15 protein-coding genes and 1 pseudogene are annotated in these 14,214 nt (G+C 70.7%); 5 read left to right on the top strand and 11 right to left on the bottom strand.

Going from position 1 to position 14,214, the window contains the following annotated elements; all coding sequences use genetic code 11:
- The first annotated feature begins 72 nt into the window (after nucleotides 1-72).
- A complete protein-coding gene (locus ACFYWS_RS03320) occupies nucleotides 73-813 on the top strand; it encodes a DoxX family protein (RefSeq protein WP_389268963.1) in 741 nt (246 codons plus the stop codon).
- 25 nt (nucleotides 814-838) lie between these two features.
- Here ACFYWS_RS03320 and ACFYWS_RS03325 read toward each other — a convergent pair whose 3' ends face one another.
- On the bottom strand, nucleotides 839-3,172 hold the full coding sequence (locus ACFYWS_RS03325) for a penicillin acylase family protein (RefSeq protein WP_389268965.1): 2,334 nt from the start codon (nucleotides 3,170-3,172) through the stop codon (nucleotides 839-841).
- A gap of 424 nt (nucleotides 3,173-3,596) precedes the next feature.
- On the opposite strand from ACFYWS_RS03325, the gene ACFYWS_RS03330 reads away from it, so the two are divergent.
- On the top strand, nucleotides 3,597-3,944 hold the full coding sequence (locus ACFYWS_RS03330) for a MerR family transcriptional regulator (protein WP_389268967.1): 348 nt from the start codon (nucleotides 3,597-3,599) through the stop codon (nucleotides 3,942-3,944).
- An 80-nt stretch (nucleotides 3,945-4,024) separates the two neighbouring features.
- Here ACFYWS_RS03330 and ACFYWS_RS03335 read toward each other — a convergent pair whose 3' ends face one another.
- From ACFYWS_RS03335 to ACFYWS_RS03350, 4 genes are all read right to left on the bottom strand, one after another.
- Nucleotides 4,025-4,333: an SCO5918 family protein gene (locus ACFYWS_RS03335; RefSeq protein WP_389268969.1), complete on the bottom strand. Its 309-nt coding sequence runs from the start codon at nucleotides 4,331-4,333 to the stop codon at nucleotides 4,025-4,027.
- A gap of 51 nt (nucleotides 4,334-4,384) precedes the next feature.
- On the bottom strand, nucleotides 4,385-4,747 hold the full coding sequence (locus ACFYWS_RS03340; protein ID WP_389268970.1) for a CBS domain-containing protein: 363 nt from the start codon (nucleotides 4,745-4,747) through the stop codon (nucleotides 4,385-4,387).
- 43 nt (nucleotides 4,748-4,790) lie between these two features.
- Nucleotides 4,791-6,287 carry a DEAD/DEAH box helicase gene (locus ACFYWS_RS03345; protein ID WP_389268972.1) on the bottom strand — a complete coding sequence of 499 codons (1,497 nt, stop codon included), beginning with the start codon at nucleotides 6,285-6,287 and terminating at the stop codon, nucleotides 4,791-4,793.
- Between the two features lie 286 nt (nucleotides 6,288-6,573).
- Nucleotides 6,574-6,777 (bottom strand): cold-shock protein, encoded by a 204-nt coding sequence (locus ACFYWS_RS03350; protein WP_020119326.1) that lies wholly within the window; start codon nucleotides 6,775-6,777, stop codon nucleotides 6,574-6,576.
- A gap of 311 nt (nucleotides 6,778-7,088) precedes the next feature.
- Here ACFYWS_RS03350 and ACFYWS_RS03355 point away from each other — a divergent pair, with 311 nt between their 5' ends.
- The gene (locus tag ACFYWS_RS03355) at nucleotides 7,089-7,670 is read left to right on the top strand and encodes a TIGR00730 family Rossman fold protein (RefSeq protein WP_389268974.1); all 582 of its coding nucleotides are present in this window, start codon (nucleotides 7,089-7,091) and stop codon (nucleotides 7,668-7,670) included.
- A 251-nt stretch (nucleotides 7,671-7,921) separates the two neighbouring features.
- Here ACFYWS_RS03355 and rraA read toward each other — a convergent pair whose 3' ends face one another.
- The 5 genes and pseudogenes from rraA to ACFYWS_RS03380 form a co-directional block, all read right to left on the bottom strand.
- Nucleotides 7,922-8,410, bottom strand: a complete 489-nt coding sequence (gene rraA / locus ACFYWS_RS03360) for a ribonuclease E activity regulator RraA (protein ID WP_389268976.1) — start codon at nucleotides 8,408-8,410, stop codon at nucleotides 7,922-7,924.
- A 59-nt stretch (nucleotides 8,411-8,469) separates the two neighbouring features.
- The gene (locus ACFYWS_RS03365) at nucleotides 8,470-9,126 is read right to left on the bottom strand and encodes a hypothetical protein (protein WP_389268978.1); all 657 of its coding nucleotides are present in this window, start codon (nucleotides 9,124-9,126) and stop codon (nucleotides 8,470-8,472) included.
- 132 nt (nucleotides 9,127-9,258) lie between these two features.
- On the bottom strand, nucleotides 9,259-9,819 hold the full coding sequence (locus ACFYWS_RS03370; RefSeq protein ID WP_389268980.1) for a TetR/AcrR family transcriptional regulator: 561 nt from the start codon (nucleotides 9,817-9,819) through the stop codon (nucleotides 9,259-9,261).
- Between the two features lie 10 nt (nucleotides 9,820-9,829).
- Entirely contained in the window at nucleotides 9,830-11,260 is a 1,431-nt protein-coding gene (locus tag ACFYWS_RS03375) for an amidase (protein WP_389268982.1), read from the bottom strand.
- Nucleotides 11,247-11,455, bottom strand: a pseudogene (locus ACFYWS_RS03380) (hypothetical protein). The gene ACFYWS_RS03375 and the pseudogene ACFYWS_RS03380 overlap by 14 nt, the downstream one beginning before the upstream one ends.
- An 87-nt stretch (nucleotides 11,456-11,542) precedes the next feature.
- On the opposite strand from ACFYWS_RS03380, the gene ACFYWS_RS03385 reads away from it, so the two are divergent.
- Nucleotides 11,543-12,454, top strand: a complete 912-nt coding sequence (locus ACFYWS_RS03385; protein ID WP_389268984.1) for an MBL fold metallo-hydrolase — start codon at nucleotides 11,543-11,545, stop codon at nucleotides 12,452-12,454.
- Between the two features lie 44 nt (nucleotides 12,455-12,498).
- The gene (locus tag ACFYWS_RS03390) at nucleotides 12,499-13,383 is read left to right on the top strand and encodes an oxaloacetate decarboxylase (protein WP_389268986.1); all 885 of its coding nucleotides are present in this window, start codon (nucleotides 12,499-12,501) and stop codon (nucleotides 13,381-13,383) included.
- An 11-nt stretch (nucleotides 13,384-13,394) separates the two neighbouring features.
- On the opposite strand, the gene ACFYWS_RS03395 is transcribed toward ACFYWS_RS03390, so the two are convergent.
- Complete coding sequence (locus tag ACFYWS_RS03395; protein WP_389268988.1) at nucleotides 13,395-14,111, bottom strand: FadR/GntR family transcriptional regulator; 717 nt, start codon at nucleotides 14,109-14,111, stop codon at nucleotides 13,395-13,397.
- Between the last annotated feature and the right edge of the window lie 103 nt (nucleotides 14,112-14,214).

Here is a 14,214-nt window from a genome sequence, read left to right on the forward strand (position 1 = left end):
ACGTCACCGATGGGCGCGCCCCGTGACGGCACTCCAGGCACCGGCACGTCACCCCTCCGAGAGGACCCCGTCATGGCCCCTTCCAGGACCACGGCGCCGCGGCGCGCCCTTGGCATCGCCCCGCTGCACGGCCTGAGCCCCGTCGGACCGTGCGTGGTACGTGTCGCCGGCGGGGCCGTCATCGCCGTGCACGGCATCGACAAGCTCGTGCACGGTCCCGCGGACTTCGGTGTCTTCCTCGCGAGCCTGGACGTCCCCGCTCCCTCGGCCGCCGGATGGGCCGTGGCTCTCGGTGAGTCGCTCGGCGGGCTTTTCCTCGTCCTGGGCCTGCTGTCCCGCCTCACGGCGCTGCTGCTCTCGGTCCACCTGTGCGTCGCGCTGGCTCTGGTCAATACGGACACGGGATTCATCACGCCGCAGCAGGGCGCCGCGAGTGGCGCGGGCGCGGAGTTCCCTCTGGTCCTCATCGCCTGCTTTCTCGCCGTCGCGCTCTCGGGTCCCGGCCCGGTCGCGCTCGACCGTGTCATCGGCATCGAGGGGACACCGCCGGACGAGCGGGCGTCCGGGCGCCGCGTCCTGCCCAAGGGCCCGAGGCCGTCGACGGTCCGTGTGGCGCTCGTCAGCGGGGTGATCGGGGGTGTCATCGGAGCGGTGATGAGCGCCGCGGCCAACCACCTGGTCGTCGGCATGCCCACGAGCGCCGCGGCCAACGCGGGCAATCACGCCGTGTCCGGGCTGATCAGCGGCTTCCTGGCCGGGTTCCTCGGACTGTGGACGCATCTGCGGCGAACCGCACGGGAGGCCGACGTCTGACACCTGCACACCTGCACAACCGGGGTCAGGACGGCTCGGCCGGAAGGAGTCGTACCCGGCGCTCGGCGATCCTCTCGACCGCCGCACGCGTGTAGGCGAGCGGGAAGTACTCGCCCTCCAGCCACGGTTCGGTGAGGTCCCGGTAGTGCGGGTCGTCCGGGTCGCCGGACTGGCCGGGGGTGTTCACCGCCACGGACGCGTCCCAGTCGCCCACGTCCAGGACGACCCGGAACGAGGGGCCGCTGGTGTGCAGGAAGTCGCTGGTCCGGTACGTCGCCGCGTTGACCGTGTCCGGGGAGCCGCCGCTCGGCATCGGGCCGACGTCGAAGCGGGCGCGGTCGGCCGCGTCGAGCGCATCCGACGCGGGGTGCTGGAAGAGGCTGTGGTGCAGTGCGCCCCACCGCCACTTCCGCTCGTCGTCCCCCAGCAGCTCGCGCGCCTCGGCGTAGGCCGATCCCAGTGTGTCGAGCAGCAGCCGGTCCCGGGCCGCCGCGTCTTTGAGCCACCGCCCCGGCTTCTCCAACTCGCCGAGCAGGACGAGGGTGTCGGTGTCCTCGATCAGCTCGGCGGCCTTCGGTACCGCGGCCCGTACGAAGCCGGGGCCCAGGTGCCTGGACAGCCACACCTCGAACAGGGCCGCCGGGCCCGAGTCCGGCGATTCGACGGCGTCCCAGTCGCGCAGCAGGCGCAGGCCCCGGCGGCGGTCGGGTTCGCTGCTCTTCAGGTGGGACAGCAGGGCGGTCAACCGGCGCGCGGGTATGGACAGTTGGTCGTGTTGCAGTGCTTTCGAGTCGGCGATGGTGTGCTGGTGCTGCTTCGAGAGGACTTCCACGATCCGCTGGTGACGGAAGGGGTTGGTCCATTCGTAGCCGAGTCCCATGTCCTGGTACTCCGGCGGCAGGTTGAACTGGTTGGCGGTGGCGATGAACCCGGCGGCCGGGTTGAGGGTTCGTGGCAGGTCGTCCCCCGAGTAGAAGCCGTCCCACTCGCAGCGGCCGTCGCCGGGCACCGGGAGCAGCCCGTCGTACCCGACACGCTTGGGCGCGAGCCCGCCGGGCACCCAGCCGATGTTGCCGTCCACGTCGGCGTAGACCTGGTTCTCCGTCGGGGCGCCCCAGTTGCGCATGGCCTCGGTGAACTCGCGGTAGTTGCGCGCCCGCATGTAGGCGACGCTGCCGAAGTACGGTGACGTGCCCGCTTCCAGCCACGCGGTGCGCACCGCGTACGCGAGGTTGTGCTGCTCGTCGACGTGGATCACGGGGCCGTGCCGGGTGAAGGTCAGCTCGGCGGGGTGGTCGTCCTCCCCCGCGACGGGGATCCGCTCGTGCAGCACCTTCATCGGCTCCCAGCCGTCCTGGTAGCGATACCGGGTGCGGTCGTCCGGGTCCAACTCGTAGACGTACAGGTCCTCCTGGTCCATCGGGAAGATGGTCAGGCCGAAGGCGACGGTGCCGTTGTGCCCGATGGATATCCCCGGCAGCGCGGGCTCCCCCGCGCCGATGACATCGAGGCCGGGCGCGCTCAGGTGCGCGAGGTAGCGCAGTGAGGGCGCCGAGTAGGAGCGGTGCGGGTCATTGGCGAGGATCGGCCGCCCGGTGGCGGTGCGCTGCCCGCCGACCACCCAGTTGTTGGAGCCCTCGGTGGTCGCGTCGCGCACGACCGCCCGGCGTACCGCCCCTTCGCTGAACTCCACTTCCTGGGTGGCCAGTTCGAAGACCTTGAGTACGTCGTCGGGGAGCACGCACGGGTCGAAGCCGTCCGGCACGGTCGCCTTGTGGTCCGGCTGCAGCCCCTGCCGTACGAGGTCGGCGTCCACCCCGGCCGCGCAGGCGACCTGGGCGCGCTTGACCTCGCTGGTCAGGTTGCGGGTGAGGCCGTGGCTGCGGATGCGGACCACGTCCTCGGGGTCCCAGCGGGCCGGCCGGTAGCCGAGGAGGCCGAATTCCTCGGGGAGTTGACCGGGGTGTGCGTCCAGCCAGTCCACGTAGGCGTTGATCCCGGCGGTGAACTGCGTCGCGATGCGCTGCGCGTCCTCCGCGTAGCGCGCCCACTCCACGTCCATGTCGCCGCGGTACAGGAACAGTCGGGTGGCGCGGTCCTGCGCCACGTAGTCGGGTCCCAGGACGTCGGCGAGCTCGCCGAGTCCCCGCCTGCGCCACAGGTCGATCTGGAAGAGGCGCTCGCGGGCGGCGTTGAAGCCCTGCGCGAGGAACACGTCGTGCTCGTTGTCGGCGTAGATGTGCGGCACGCCGTAGCGGTCCTCGATCAGCTCGACCGGCGCCCGCAGGCCCGGTACCCGGTAGTCCTGCGACCCGGCCGGCGCGGCGCCCGCGGGCGCGGCGTCCACAACATCTGCCATCACACCAACTCCGGACATTCCCACTGCCGTTGCCGCCAGTACCTGCCGTCTGGAGAACCGCCCGCGCCTGGCATCCGCCACAACAACCTCCTCGTTGGTCACATGCAGGTTAGGAGGAAGCGGAACGCGGGACGAGGGGCGCGTCGTTTCGTTCATATTGACCGCGGTCCGCCGGCGAGAACTGTCAGCTCGGTTTTCGAGGGGGTTACCTCATCCTCGAACACCGGAAAATCTATGCTGGGTGAAATAGACATTGGGATGCGGCCTGGATATGGTTCTTCTCGTAGCCAGAGACCCGAAGAGGAACGGAGGAGCGAGCGCCATCAGGCAGTATCAGGACCGGCAGATGGTGTAGTAGTTCCTTCGGGGCCCTGGTGCCGTTCGGCACCAGGGCCCCTCAAGCATGTTCCACAGAGAGGTGCAAGTGACAGCAGACGACTCGTTCGGGCGTCTCGACGACGACGACTACCCCGCCTACACCATGGGCCGGGCCGCCGAAATGCTCGGGACCACCCAGGGTTTCCTCCGCGCCATCGGAGAAGCCCGCCTCATCACCCCGCTCCGCTCGGAAGGCGGTCATCGCCGCTTCTCCCGCTACCAGCTGCGCATCGCCGCGCGCGCCCGGGAACTCGTCGATCAGGGGACGCCCATCGAGGCCGCCTGCCGCATCATCGTTCTGGAGGACCAGCTCGAGGAAGCGCAGCGGATCAACGCCGAATACCAACGCACCACCAAACCAGGGGGCGCCGCGACCGCGGTCGAGGACAGCTGATGCCCGCATGACAGTGGGGCCCGACCGGCGTACCGGTCGGGCCCCACTGTGGTTCAGACTTCAGCGCCCTTGTCGCGGCTTCAGGCGGGCGTCGTGGTGCCGAGCATCGCGGAGGCCTGCTCCAGCGGGTCACGGGAGGGCTCGGGGGCCGGCTCAGGGGCCGTGTGGCAGGTGAAGCCGAGCTTGGCCATGGCCCGCAGGACTTCGGCGGCGGTGAAGTCACGGCGGTCCTGCCGGGTGATGACCTGGCCGACCTGCTTGGCGGGGTACTGGCGGCGGCCGATGGTCACGGTTTCACCGGTGCTCGGTTCGGGCTTGATGCCCTTCATCGATTCCAGCACGCCGTTCTTGGTGAGATCGAACGGGAAGCGGGCGATGACGCAGCGCATGGGGCCTCACAAGGAGTAGGGAAGAGCCGTCCGGCCGGAGGGTGGGACGGTTCAGCGGGAAAGGGCGAGGGCTGCCGAAGCTGAGTTCTGCTCGTCGACCACGGGCAGGGTAGCGGACCGGGGGCGGCGCATCACCTGCCTGGGTCCCACGACTGTGGTCACCGGCGCGGTGACCTGCGCGTGGACGTCCAGGATGTCGCGCAGGCAGACGCGGTCCGTGTAGGCGGAACCGTCGCGTACGGCGACAAGTTCGGCCCGGGTGACCACGCCGACGCCCTGGTCGTCCTGGTCGCACACGACCAGCCGGTCCGTGCGGGCCGCGTCCATCACCGACAGCGCCACCTCGACGCTCATGTCGTCACGGACCTGGGGACCGGCCGGGTTCGAACGGGACTGCATCTGAACCAGTGTCAAAAGGTGCCTCCTGCAGAGATGGGTCAGCTTCCTGATCACGAACCTAGGCCGCCGGGTCGACAGCGGTCTTGCGTGCGGGGGCGCGTCGGGCCGCGGCAGCGGGGCGGCGGCGGCCGCGGGAGGCGCCGCCGCGCTTGGGGCGCTCGGCCGCCGGTACGGCGATGACGACCGGGACGCCGGACGGGGCCTGGGCGCCGGTGATCCGGTGCAGGGCCTCGTCGCCCGAGCGGACCGGCGTGGTCTGCGGCCGGATGCCCGCGTCCGACATGAGGCGGACCATGGCGCGGCGCTGGTTCGGGGTGACGAGGGTGACGACGCTGCCGGACTCACCGGCGCGGGCGGTGCGGCCGCCGCGGTGCAGGTAGTCCTTGTGGTCGGTCGGCGGATCGACGTTGACGACGAGGTCCAGGTTGTCGACGTGGATGCCGCGCGCCGCGACATTCGTCGCGACCAGCACGCTGACGTGACCGGTCTTGAACTGCGTCAGCGTGCGGGTGCGCTGCGGCTGGGACTTGCCGCCGTGCAGCGCGGCGGCCCGGACACCGCTGTTGAGCAGGTCCTTGGTGAGCCGGTCGACGGCGTGCTTGGTGTCCAGGAACATGATCACGCGGCCGTCGCGGGCGGCGATCTCCGTGGTCGCGGCGTGCTTGTCGGCGCCGTGCACATGAAGGACGTGATGCTCCATCGTCGTGACCGCACCGGCCGACGGGTCGACCGAGTGCACGACCGGGTCGCTCAGATAACGCCGCACCAGCAGGTCGACGTTGCGGTCCAGAGTGGCGGAGAACAGCATCCGCTGCCCCTCCGGGCGCACCTGGTCGAGCAGCGCGGTGACCTGCGGCATGAATCCCATGTCGGCCATCTGGTCGGCCTCGTCGAGCACCGTGATGCCGACCTGGTCAAGCCGGCAGTCGCCACGGTCGATGAGGTCCTTGAGCCGGCCCGGGGTCGCGACGACGATCTCGGCCCCGCCGCGCAGCGCGCTGGCCTGCTTGCCGAGCGACATCCCGCCCACGACCGTGACCATCCGCAGCCTGAGGGAGCGGGCGTACGGCGTGAGGGCGTCCGTCACCTGCTGTGCCAGCTCGCGCGTCGGTACGAGGATCAGTCCCAGCGGACGGCGGGGCTCGGCGCGCTGCCCGGCGGTGCGGGCGAGCAGGGCGAGGCCGAAGGCGAGCGTCTTGCCGGAGCCGGTGCGCCCGCGGCCCAGGACGTCGCGGCCGACCAGGGAGTTCGGCAGCGTCGCGCCCTGGATCGGGAACGGTGCGCTCACGCCCTGCCTGCCGAGTTCGGCCAGCAGCTGCTCGGGCATGTCGAGTTCGGCGAAGTCGTCGACCGCGGGAAGCGCGGCGGTGATCGTCTTGGGGAGCGCGAACTCGCCCTGTACCGCGGCGGGTCGGCGGCCCTGGCCTCCGGAGCGGGCGGGCCCGCCGGAACGGCGCGGTGCCGACGACGAGCCGGAGCGGCTGCCGCCCTTTCCTGCGTAGGCATTCCCACTACGGCCACGGGCGGAACGGTCGTTTGTACGTGTGCGGTTCATGCGGAACCTTCCTCGATGCGGCGCATATCAAGGAATCCCCGCAGCGATGAGCCGCATGGAGAATTACAAGTATGGACCGTTGGCAAAAGCACGCGGCGTCGGCCGACGGAAATCCGTGCGGGCACCGGTGCTGAAATGAATGACGCGACGGGGGATCTACCACCCGGACGTCGGCTGCCGTGTCGTTCTTGGCGTCGCCCCACCGGTGAAACCGCGGGACGGACGCATGCAGCTGGGGCCCGCACCCCGAAGGATGCGGGCCCCAGCTGCACAATGCGCGTCAGCGTCAGGCCGGAACGATGTTCTCGGCGGTCGGGCCCTTCTGGCCCTGCGCGATGTCGAAGGAAACCTTCTGGCCCTCGAGCAGCTCACGGAAACCCTGGGCGGCGATGTTCGAGTAGTGGGCGAAGACGTCAGCGCCGCCACCGTCCTGCTCGATGAAGCCGAAGCCCTTTTCCGAGTTGAACCACTTCACGGTTCCAGTAGCCATGTCATATCTCCTTGGGGCAGTACATCGGAATCCGCACCGTGCGAAAACCGTGTCGCCGCGATGATTACCCCGACCGGAAAATGACCGGAAAAGTTTTGGGAACCACAACTGCAACTTCACTGCAACTTCGATCAACAGTAGCACGCAAGAACAGCTTGCACCCACCACCAATTCTGTCTTTCCGGCCCCGACAAAAACCCTCACCACATGGCTCGCAAAACCCTCATCGCGCGGGCATAGATATTCCCTCGCACCAGACGGAGGGCCCGTGGTAGACCAGAGCATCCGCCGCGACCGATCCGGAGATCTCCATGCGCCGCCTCGCTGTCTTCCTCGCCTCGTCCAGCGGCATCGACCCGGCCCACACCGAACTGGCCGTCGACGTAGGGACGGAGCTGGCGCGGCGTGGCATCGGACTCGTCTACGGCGGTGGCCGCCGAGGCCTGATGGGCGCGATCGCGGACAGTGCGCTGAGGGCGGGCGGCGAGGTCGTCGGCGTCATGCCGCGCAGCATGGTCGAGCGGGAGTGGGCGCACGAGGGCGTGACCCGGCTGCTCCTGTGCGACTCGATGCACGAGCGCAAGGCGATCATGGCCGACCAGGCGGACGCCTTCGTCGCCCTGCCCGGCGGGCTCGGCACGCTGGAGGAGATCTTCGAGGTGTGGTCCTGGCGTCAGCTCGGCTTCCACGCCAAGCCTGTCGGCCTCCTCGACGCCGCAGGCTTCTGGACGCCGCTGCTCGGCGCCCTGCGCGGCATCGCCGACTCCGGCCTCCTCCCGGCGGCCACCCTGGACGACCTCGCCGTCGCCCCCGACCTGCCGGGATTGCTGGAGGCCCTGGAAGAGCGGCTGCGCAGCATCCCGGAGCCCGCGCACGGCGAAGGCCTGCGATAGCGCTAGGGCCTGTCTTCAAACTCCCGTCGTCGCCCGGAGCGCAGGCGGGAGTTTGAAGACAGGCCCTAGGGCCCTTCTGACGGATCAGGCTGGATCCGGGTGGCCGCCATGTGCGGTGCCGACAAGCGGGGTCTGGTGGGTGCAGCCGCAAGGCGGAGGAGGGCGTCAACGCGGAGCGTTGGCAACCGACGACAACGCCGCAGATGCGCGTGCCAGGGCCCGCGACTCCAGCAAGATCCGTCAGAAGGGCCCTAGGCCGCCGGAAGCAGCACCACCCCGTCCTCGTCCGCGTACAGGATGTCTCCGGGCCGGAACGTGACACCCCCGAAGGTCACCGGCACGTCCACCTCGCCCTTGCCCTCCTTGGTGCTCTTGCGCGGGGTCGAGCCGAGGGCCTGTACGCCGACGGACGTGACGCCGAGGGCGGCCGCGTCGCGTATCGCCCCGCGGATCACGAGGCCGGCCCAGCCGTTGTCCCGGGCGCGCGCCGCCATGAAGTCGCCGACGAGCGCGGCGCGCAGGGAGGCGCCGCCGTCGACGACCACGACAGCCCCGTCACCGGGCTCCTGAAGCAGGGCGTGCAGGACGGCGTTGTCCTCGTGCACGGACACGGTCCTGACCGGCCCCGTGAAGGAGCGGACCGCGCCGTACGAGGTGAACTGGACGTCACAGACGCGGAGTTCGTCGCCGTACTCGTCGTACAGGTCGGCGGTGGGGGTCGGGATGCGCGACGCGGGCACGGGGCCTCCTGGGGTAAGTGAATCGTTCCGGGAAACCTACCCGCCGAGCGCTCGCGACCTCAGCTGAAGGGGACGGCGTCCGCGGGGGCGGCGTGCCAGTTGGTGGCTTCGGGCTTGTCCACGACAGCGGTGTCCGGGAGCTTCAGCGAGACGGGGTCGATCCCGGTGTCGCCGACGGAGATGATGATCTGCCCGAACTCCACGCCGCCGTCGCTGTTGCCGCTCTTGGGGTTGACGCCCGCGTAGGCCTTGACGGAGCCGGAGAGCTTGACGGTGTCGCTGACGGCCTGCTCGGCGGGTCCCGCGTGACTGTCGGGCGAGGAGCCGAAGGCGACGTCGGCGGTCTTGCCCTCCAGGTAGCAGGTGATGCCCGGCTTGGCCTTGGCGGTGAGCAGGTAGTAGCCACCGGCCTGGGACTCCACGCCGACGGTGAAGTCCAGGTCGTTGGTGCCGCAGGACTGGCCGACCCGCTCCTTCTTCGCGGTACCGGTAGCGGTACCCGTGGCGGCGGCGCCCGCGCCGGACTTGCTGACACTGCCGGACTCGGCCTTGGAGTCGGACTTCGTGTCCGACTTCGACCCGGTGGAGGTGCTCTGCTTGCCGCTGCCCTTCTCCGCGGCCCCCGAGGAGCACGCGGTGGCGGCCACCGAGAGGGACACCGCGGCGAGCGCGGTCAGGACAATACGGCCGGAACGGTGTGCGAGACGTACGGACATGGAAGTGCTCCCCCGGTCATGGACTTCATGGGCTGGTCAAGTCCTTGTTCCATGACCCTATGTGGGCGGTCGTCGTCGGCCGATCTTGAACCTGTCCGGGTTGCGTAACAGCGCCAGGCCCGCACACGGGTGTCAGTCGGTCGCGCCGAGTACCCCGGTCACGAGGCCGCGGGCGTACGCGGCATCGATTCCGTCCGGGCGGAAGAGGATCCGGTACATGAGGGGCGCGACGACGTGATCGATGACCGTCTCGACGTCGGGCGTCCGCTCCTCGCGCCCCTTCGCGCGGGCGAGGACTACGTCGATCTGTTCAGCGGCGTAGGCGGAGCACTGGCCCGCGTTGGTGCCGTCCGGGTCGCCGAGCAGGGCGTCGCGGATGTAGGCGCGGCCCGCGGGTGAGGCCATCTCGTCGAGGAACTGCTCGGCCCAAACCGTCAGGTCGGAGGAGAGGGTGCCGTGGTCCTTCGGCTCCGTGTCGGGGCGCAGCCGCTCGACCGCCACGTCGGACAGCAGCGCCTGAAGATCCCCCCAGCGGCGGTAGATCGTCGACGGTGTCACGCCCGCACGCTGGGCGACCATCGGCACCGTCACCGCGTCCCGGCCCACCTCGGCGGCGAGGTCGCGGACGGCCTCGTGCACCGCCGCCTGGACCCGGGCGCTGCGTCCGCCAGGACGTACCATCTGCCTGCTCATGGGACCCATGTTAAAGCGAAATCATTGCGTCTAGGGTTCCGCGGTCTCCGTTCGGCGCCGGCGCGAGCGCGCGGGCGGGGCGGGTCTGCTCGTAGGCGTGTCCGACCCGCAGGAGGGTGCGCTCGCCAAGGGGACGGCCGAGCAGCTGCATGCCGATGGGCAGCCCGGCCGTGTCGTGGCCGACCGGCACGGACAGGGACGGGATTCCGGTGATGTTGGCCGGGGACGACAGGCGTACGTAGGCGTCGGACACCGCCTCCACCGTGCCGTCGGGCCAGGTGATCGACTCCTGGGACGCCTCGACGGCGGCCGCCGGAACCGCGGGGGCGGCGACCACGTCGACCTGTCGCAGCACGCGGGCCCACTCCTCCCGCATCAGCGTCCGGGAGCGCTGGGCGCGCAGGTAGTCCCCGGCGGGCATCAGCTCACCGGCTTCGAGGAGGGTGCGGACGTCCGTCCGGTAGAGCTCGGGGACGGTACGCAGGGTGCTCTCGTGGTAGGCCGTCGCCTCGGGGACCATCAGCCCCCACTGCGTGGCTTGTACATAGCGGGCCATCGGGATGTCGATCTCGACGAGCCGGGCACCGAGGTCCTCCAACTGGCCGATGGCGCGCCGGACTTCGGCCTCCACTTCGGGGTGGACGTGGTCGAAGTAGTAGGTGCGTGGCACCCCGACACGCAGCCCCGCGAGTCGCGTGTCCGCACCCGGCCGGTAGTCCGCGGGCGGGGTGTCGAGCGAGGCCGGGTCGTGCGGGTCGTGTCCGGCCAGCGCGCTCAGGACCAGTGCCGCGTCCTCGACGGTGCGGGCGATCGGGCCGACGTGGTCCAGCGACCAGGACAGGGAGGTGACGCCGCGCCGGGGGACGAGACCGTAGGTCGGCTTCAGGCCGACGACGCCGTTGAGCGCGGCGGGCACGCGGATCGAGCCGCCCGTGTCGGTACCGAGCGCGAAGGTCGCCATGCCCGAGGCGACGGCGACGGCGGATCCGCCGCTGGAGCCGCCGGCGACCCGGCCGGTGTCCCAGGCGTTGCTGGTCTGCGGGGTGGTCAGGCCGTAGGCGAACTCGTGCGTGTGCGTCTTGCCCAGCAGTACGGCGCCGGCCTCGGCCAGGCGGGCGGCGACCGCGCTGTCGGTCCGCGCGAGGTGCCCGGCACGTACCCGGGAGCTGGCCGTCGTCGCCACGCCCGCGACGTCGATCAGGTCCTTGAGCCCCATGGGCACGCCGTGCAGCGGGCCTCGATGGTGACCGGCCGCTAGGTTGCGTTCGGCGCCGCGTGCCTCTTCGCGGGCTCGTTCGGCCGTGACGGTGACGTAGGCCCCGAGGCCCGGCTCCACCTGCGCGATGCGCTCCAGGACGGAGTCCGTCAACTCGACGGGGGACAACCGTCGTTCACCGATCGCCCCGGCGGCTTCACTCAGGGACATCTCATACGGCTGCATGGGGCTTCTCCTGCTCGTGCCTCGAAGTTTCCGGCCGTTCCGCGCGGTAGGCGAGGGCGGGCGGGGTGTCCCCGAAGTCCAGCTCCCGCAGGACCGAGACGACGGAACGGATGTGGTCGGCGGTGGCCGCGACAGCGGCATGCCGGTCGACGTCGGACATGGACGGTTCCCCCTTGCGCTCCAAACGCTAATCATTTGCGTTAGTGGACCGTAGCGCCTACGGTCCACTAACGCAAACACATTGCTTTTAGCGCTCAGTGCCACCTCGAAGGACGGACCCCCATGACCACCACCCCCTCCTGGACCGTCGGTGACATCACCGTCCACCGCATCGACGAGACACCCCTGCCGCCCGCCACGGGGCCGTGGCTCCTGCTCGGTGCCACCCCGGGCCTCGTCGCCGAACAGGAGTGGCTGCGCCCCGACTTCGCCGACGCCGACGGCACCCTCCGCGTCGACAGCCACACCTTCGCCTTCACCGTCGGCGGACTGCGCGTCCTCGTCGACACCGGCATCGGCAACGGCAAGGAGCGGGCCAACCCCGCCTGGCACGACCTGAAGACCGACTACCTGCGGACCCTCACCGCCGCCGGATTCCCCCCGGACTCGGTCGACCTGGTGATCCTCACCCACCTGCACGCCGACCACGTCGGCTGGAACACGCGGAAGGCGGACGGCGATTGGGTCCCCACCTTCCCCCGCGCCCGCTACCTGACCTCGCGCACGGAGCGGGAGTTCTGGGCCGCGTACGACATGGACGAGGCACGCGAGCAGATGTTCCAGGACTCCGTGTTCCCGGTGGAAGAGGCGGGCCTGCTCGACCTCGTCGACGTACCCGCCGAGGGACTCACCGTCACCCCCGGCCTTCGCCTGCTCCCCACACCGGGACACACTCCAGGCCACATGGCCGTCGAACTCGCCGACCAAGGCGCTACGGCGCTCATCACCGGTGACTGCGTCCACCACCCCGTACAGCTCGCCCACCCCGCCATCGGCGCCTGCGTCGACATCGACCCGCAGCGGTCCGAGGCCACGCGCCGCGCACTGCTCGACTCGCTCGCCGGCACGGACACGCTCCTCCTGGGCACCCACTTCGCCCCGCCCACGGCGGGCCGCGTCGTCACCCACGACGGCGCCTACCGGCTCTCCCCCGCGTCGCCCACTTCCCCCGCGGGCCCTCGGGAGGTCGAATGAGAAATTGATCTCGAACGAGGAACCAACCCGGTGGAGGCAGGCTCATGACGGACACCATGACGGACACACGGAATCGGCTGCGGGAGATCCTGCGCGAGCGGTCCGCGGTGCTCGCGCCAGGTGTGTACGACGGGTTGTCGGCGTCACTGACGACCGGCGCCGGATTCCGCGCCGCCTACATGTCGGGCGCGGCCGTGGCCGCCGCGAACGGGCTGCCGGACATCGGGCTCGCCACGCAGACCGAGATGGTGCGTCAGGCCGGGCTGCTCGCCGGAGTGTGTGACCTCCCGCTGATCGCCGACGCGGACACGGGATTCGGCGACATCACCCACACGTACCGGACCGTGCAGCTCTACGAGAGCGCCGGGGTCGCCGCGATCCAGCTGGAGGACCAGGAGTTCCCCAAGCGCTGCGGGCACCTCGACGCCAAACGCGTGGTGGATGCCGGGGAGTTCGCCGCGAAGATCGAGGCGGCGGCCGAGGCGCGCCGCGACCCGGGCACGGTGCTCATCGCCCGCACCGACTGCCGCGCCACGCACGGCTTCGACGAGGCCGTGCGCCGGGTCAACCGGTACGTGGAGGCGGGCGCGGACATGGTGTTCGTCGAGGCGCCGCAGACGCTGGAGGAGGTGCGGCGGGTGCCGTCAGAGGTCGACGCGCCCGCGCTCTTCAACCTCGTCCCCGGCGGCAAGACGCCCGACGCGGGGCTCGACGTGCTGCGCGAGGCCGGATACGCGCTGGTCATCATGCCCCTCCTCAACATCGGCAGCGCCGCGGCCGCGATGCGTGACGCGCTGGCCCGCGCGGCCGCCGGGGACCTCGACACCACCGGTCAGCTGCCGGTGCGCGGCCTGTTCGAGTCCGTCGGGCTCGGGTTCTGGGAGGACCTGCGGGGCCGGTACGACAAGGAGGCCGACCCCCGCGACTGACAAGGCCCGGTTCAGCCCACCGGGCGGGTGGCGGCCGCCACGCCGCCCGGAGCGAGCCGCTCCCGGATGCCGTCGAAGTGCGTACGCATCGCGGCCGCCGCGCGGAGCCCGTCGCCCGCCGCGAGGGCGTCGACGATGGCCTTGTGGTGGGCTGCGGTGACGGCGCCCGCCTGGTGGCTGTCGCCGATGTCGTCGCGGACCTGGTCCATGGCCGCCCAGAACGCGTCGAGCACCTCGCTGAGCAGGTAGTTGTCGAGGGAGCGGTAGAGCGCCACGTGGAAGGCGCGGTCCGTGGCCCGTGCGACGCGCCCCGTCTCCGCCTCCTTCTCCATGTCCGCGACGATCCCGCGCAGCGCGTCCAGGTCCTCCTCGGGCACGGACGCGGCCACGCTCTCGATCACGCCGGCCTCCAACGCCTCGCGCACCCGCATCAGTTCGTACAGGCTCGGCTCCCCGTTGCGGTGGCGCACCGCCGCCCGGAAGGCGAGGCCCTTGACCAAGGGGTCGAGGGAGAGCGAGCCCACGAAGGTGCCGGAGCCGCGCCGGATCTCGATGACCTGAAGGGCTTGCAGCGCCTTGAGCGCTTCGCGCAGCGAGACCCGGCTGACGTCGAAGAGCGCCGCCAGCTCGCCCTCGGGCGGCAGCGGGCTGCCCGGCGCGAGACCGCGCTCCAGGATCAGCTGCTTGATGCTCTCCTGCACGTCCGCGGTCAGCGTGGAGCGGGCCACCGACGACTCCTTCCGATCGGCCGGGCGTGATGGCCCGGTATTGCTTCCCGGCGCACCGGCACAACTCCCGGTGTGACTCACGCCACTCTTGACCTGTGGCGCC

The sequence above is a fragment of the Streptomyces sp. NPDC002795 genome (assembly GCF_042888725.1).
Taxonomy (GTDB): domain Bacteria; phylum Actinomycetota; class Actinomycetes; order Streptomycetales; family Streptomycetaceae; genus Streptomyces.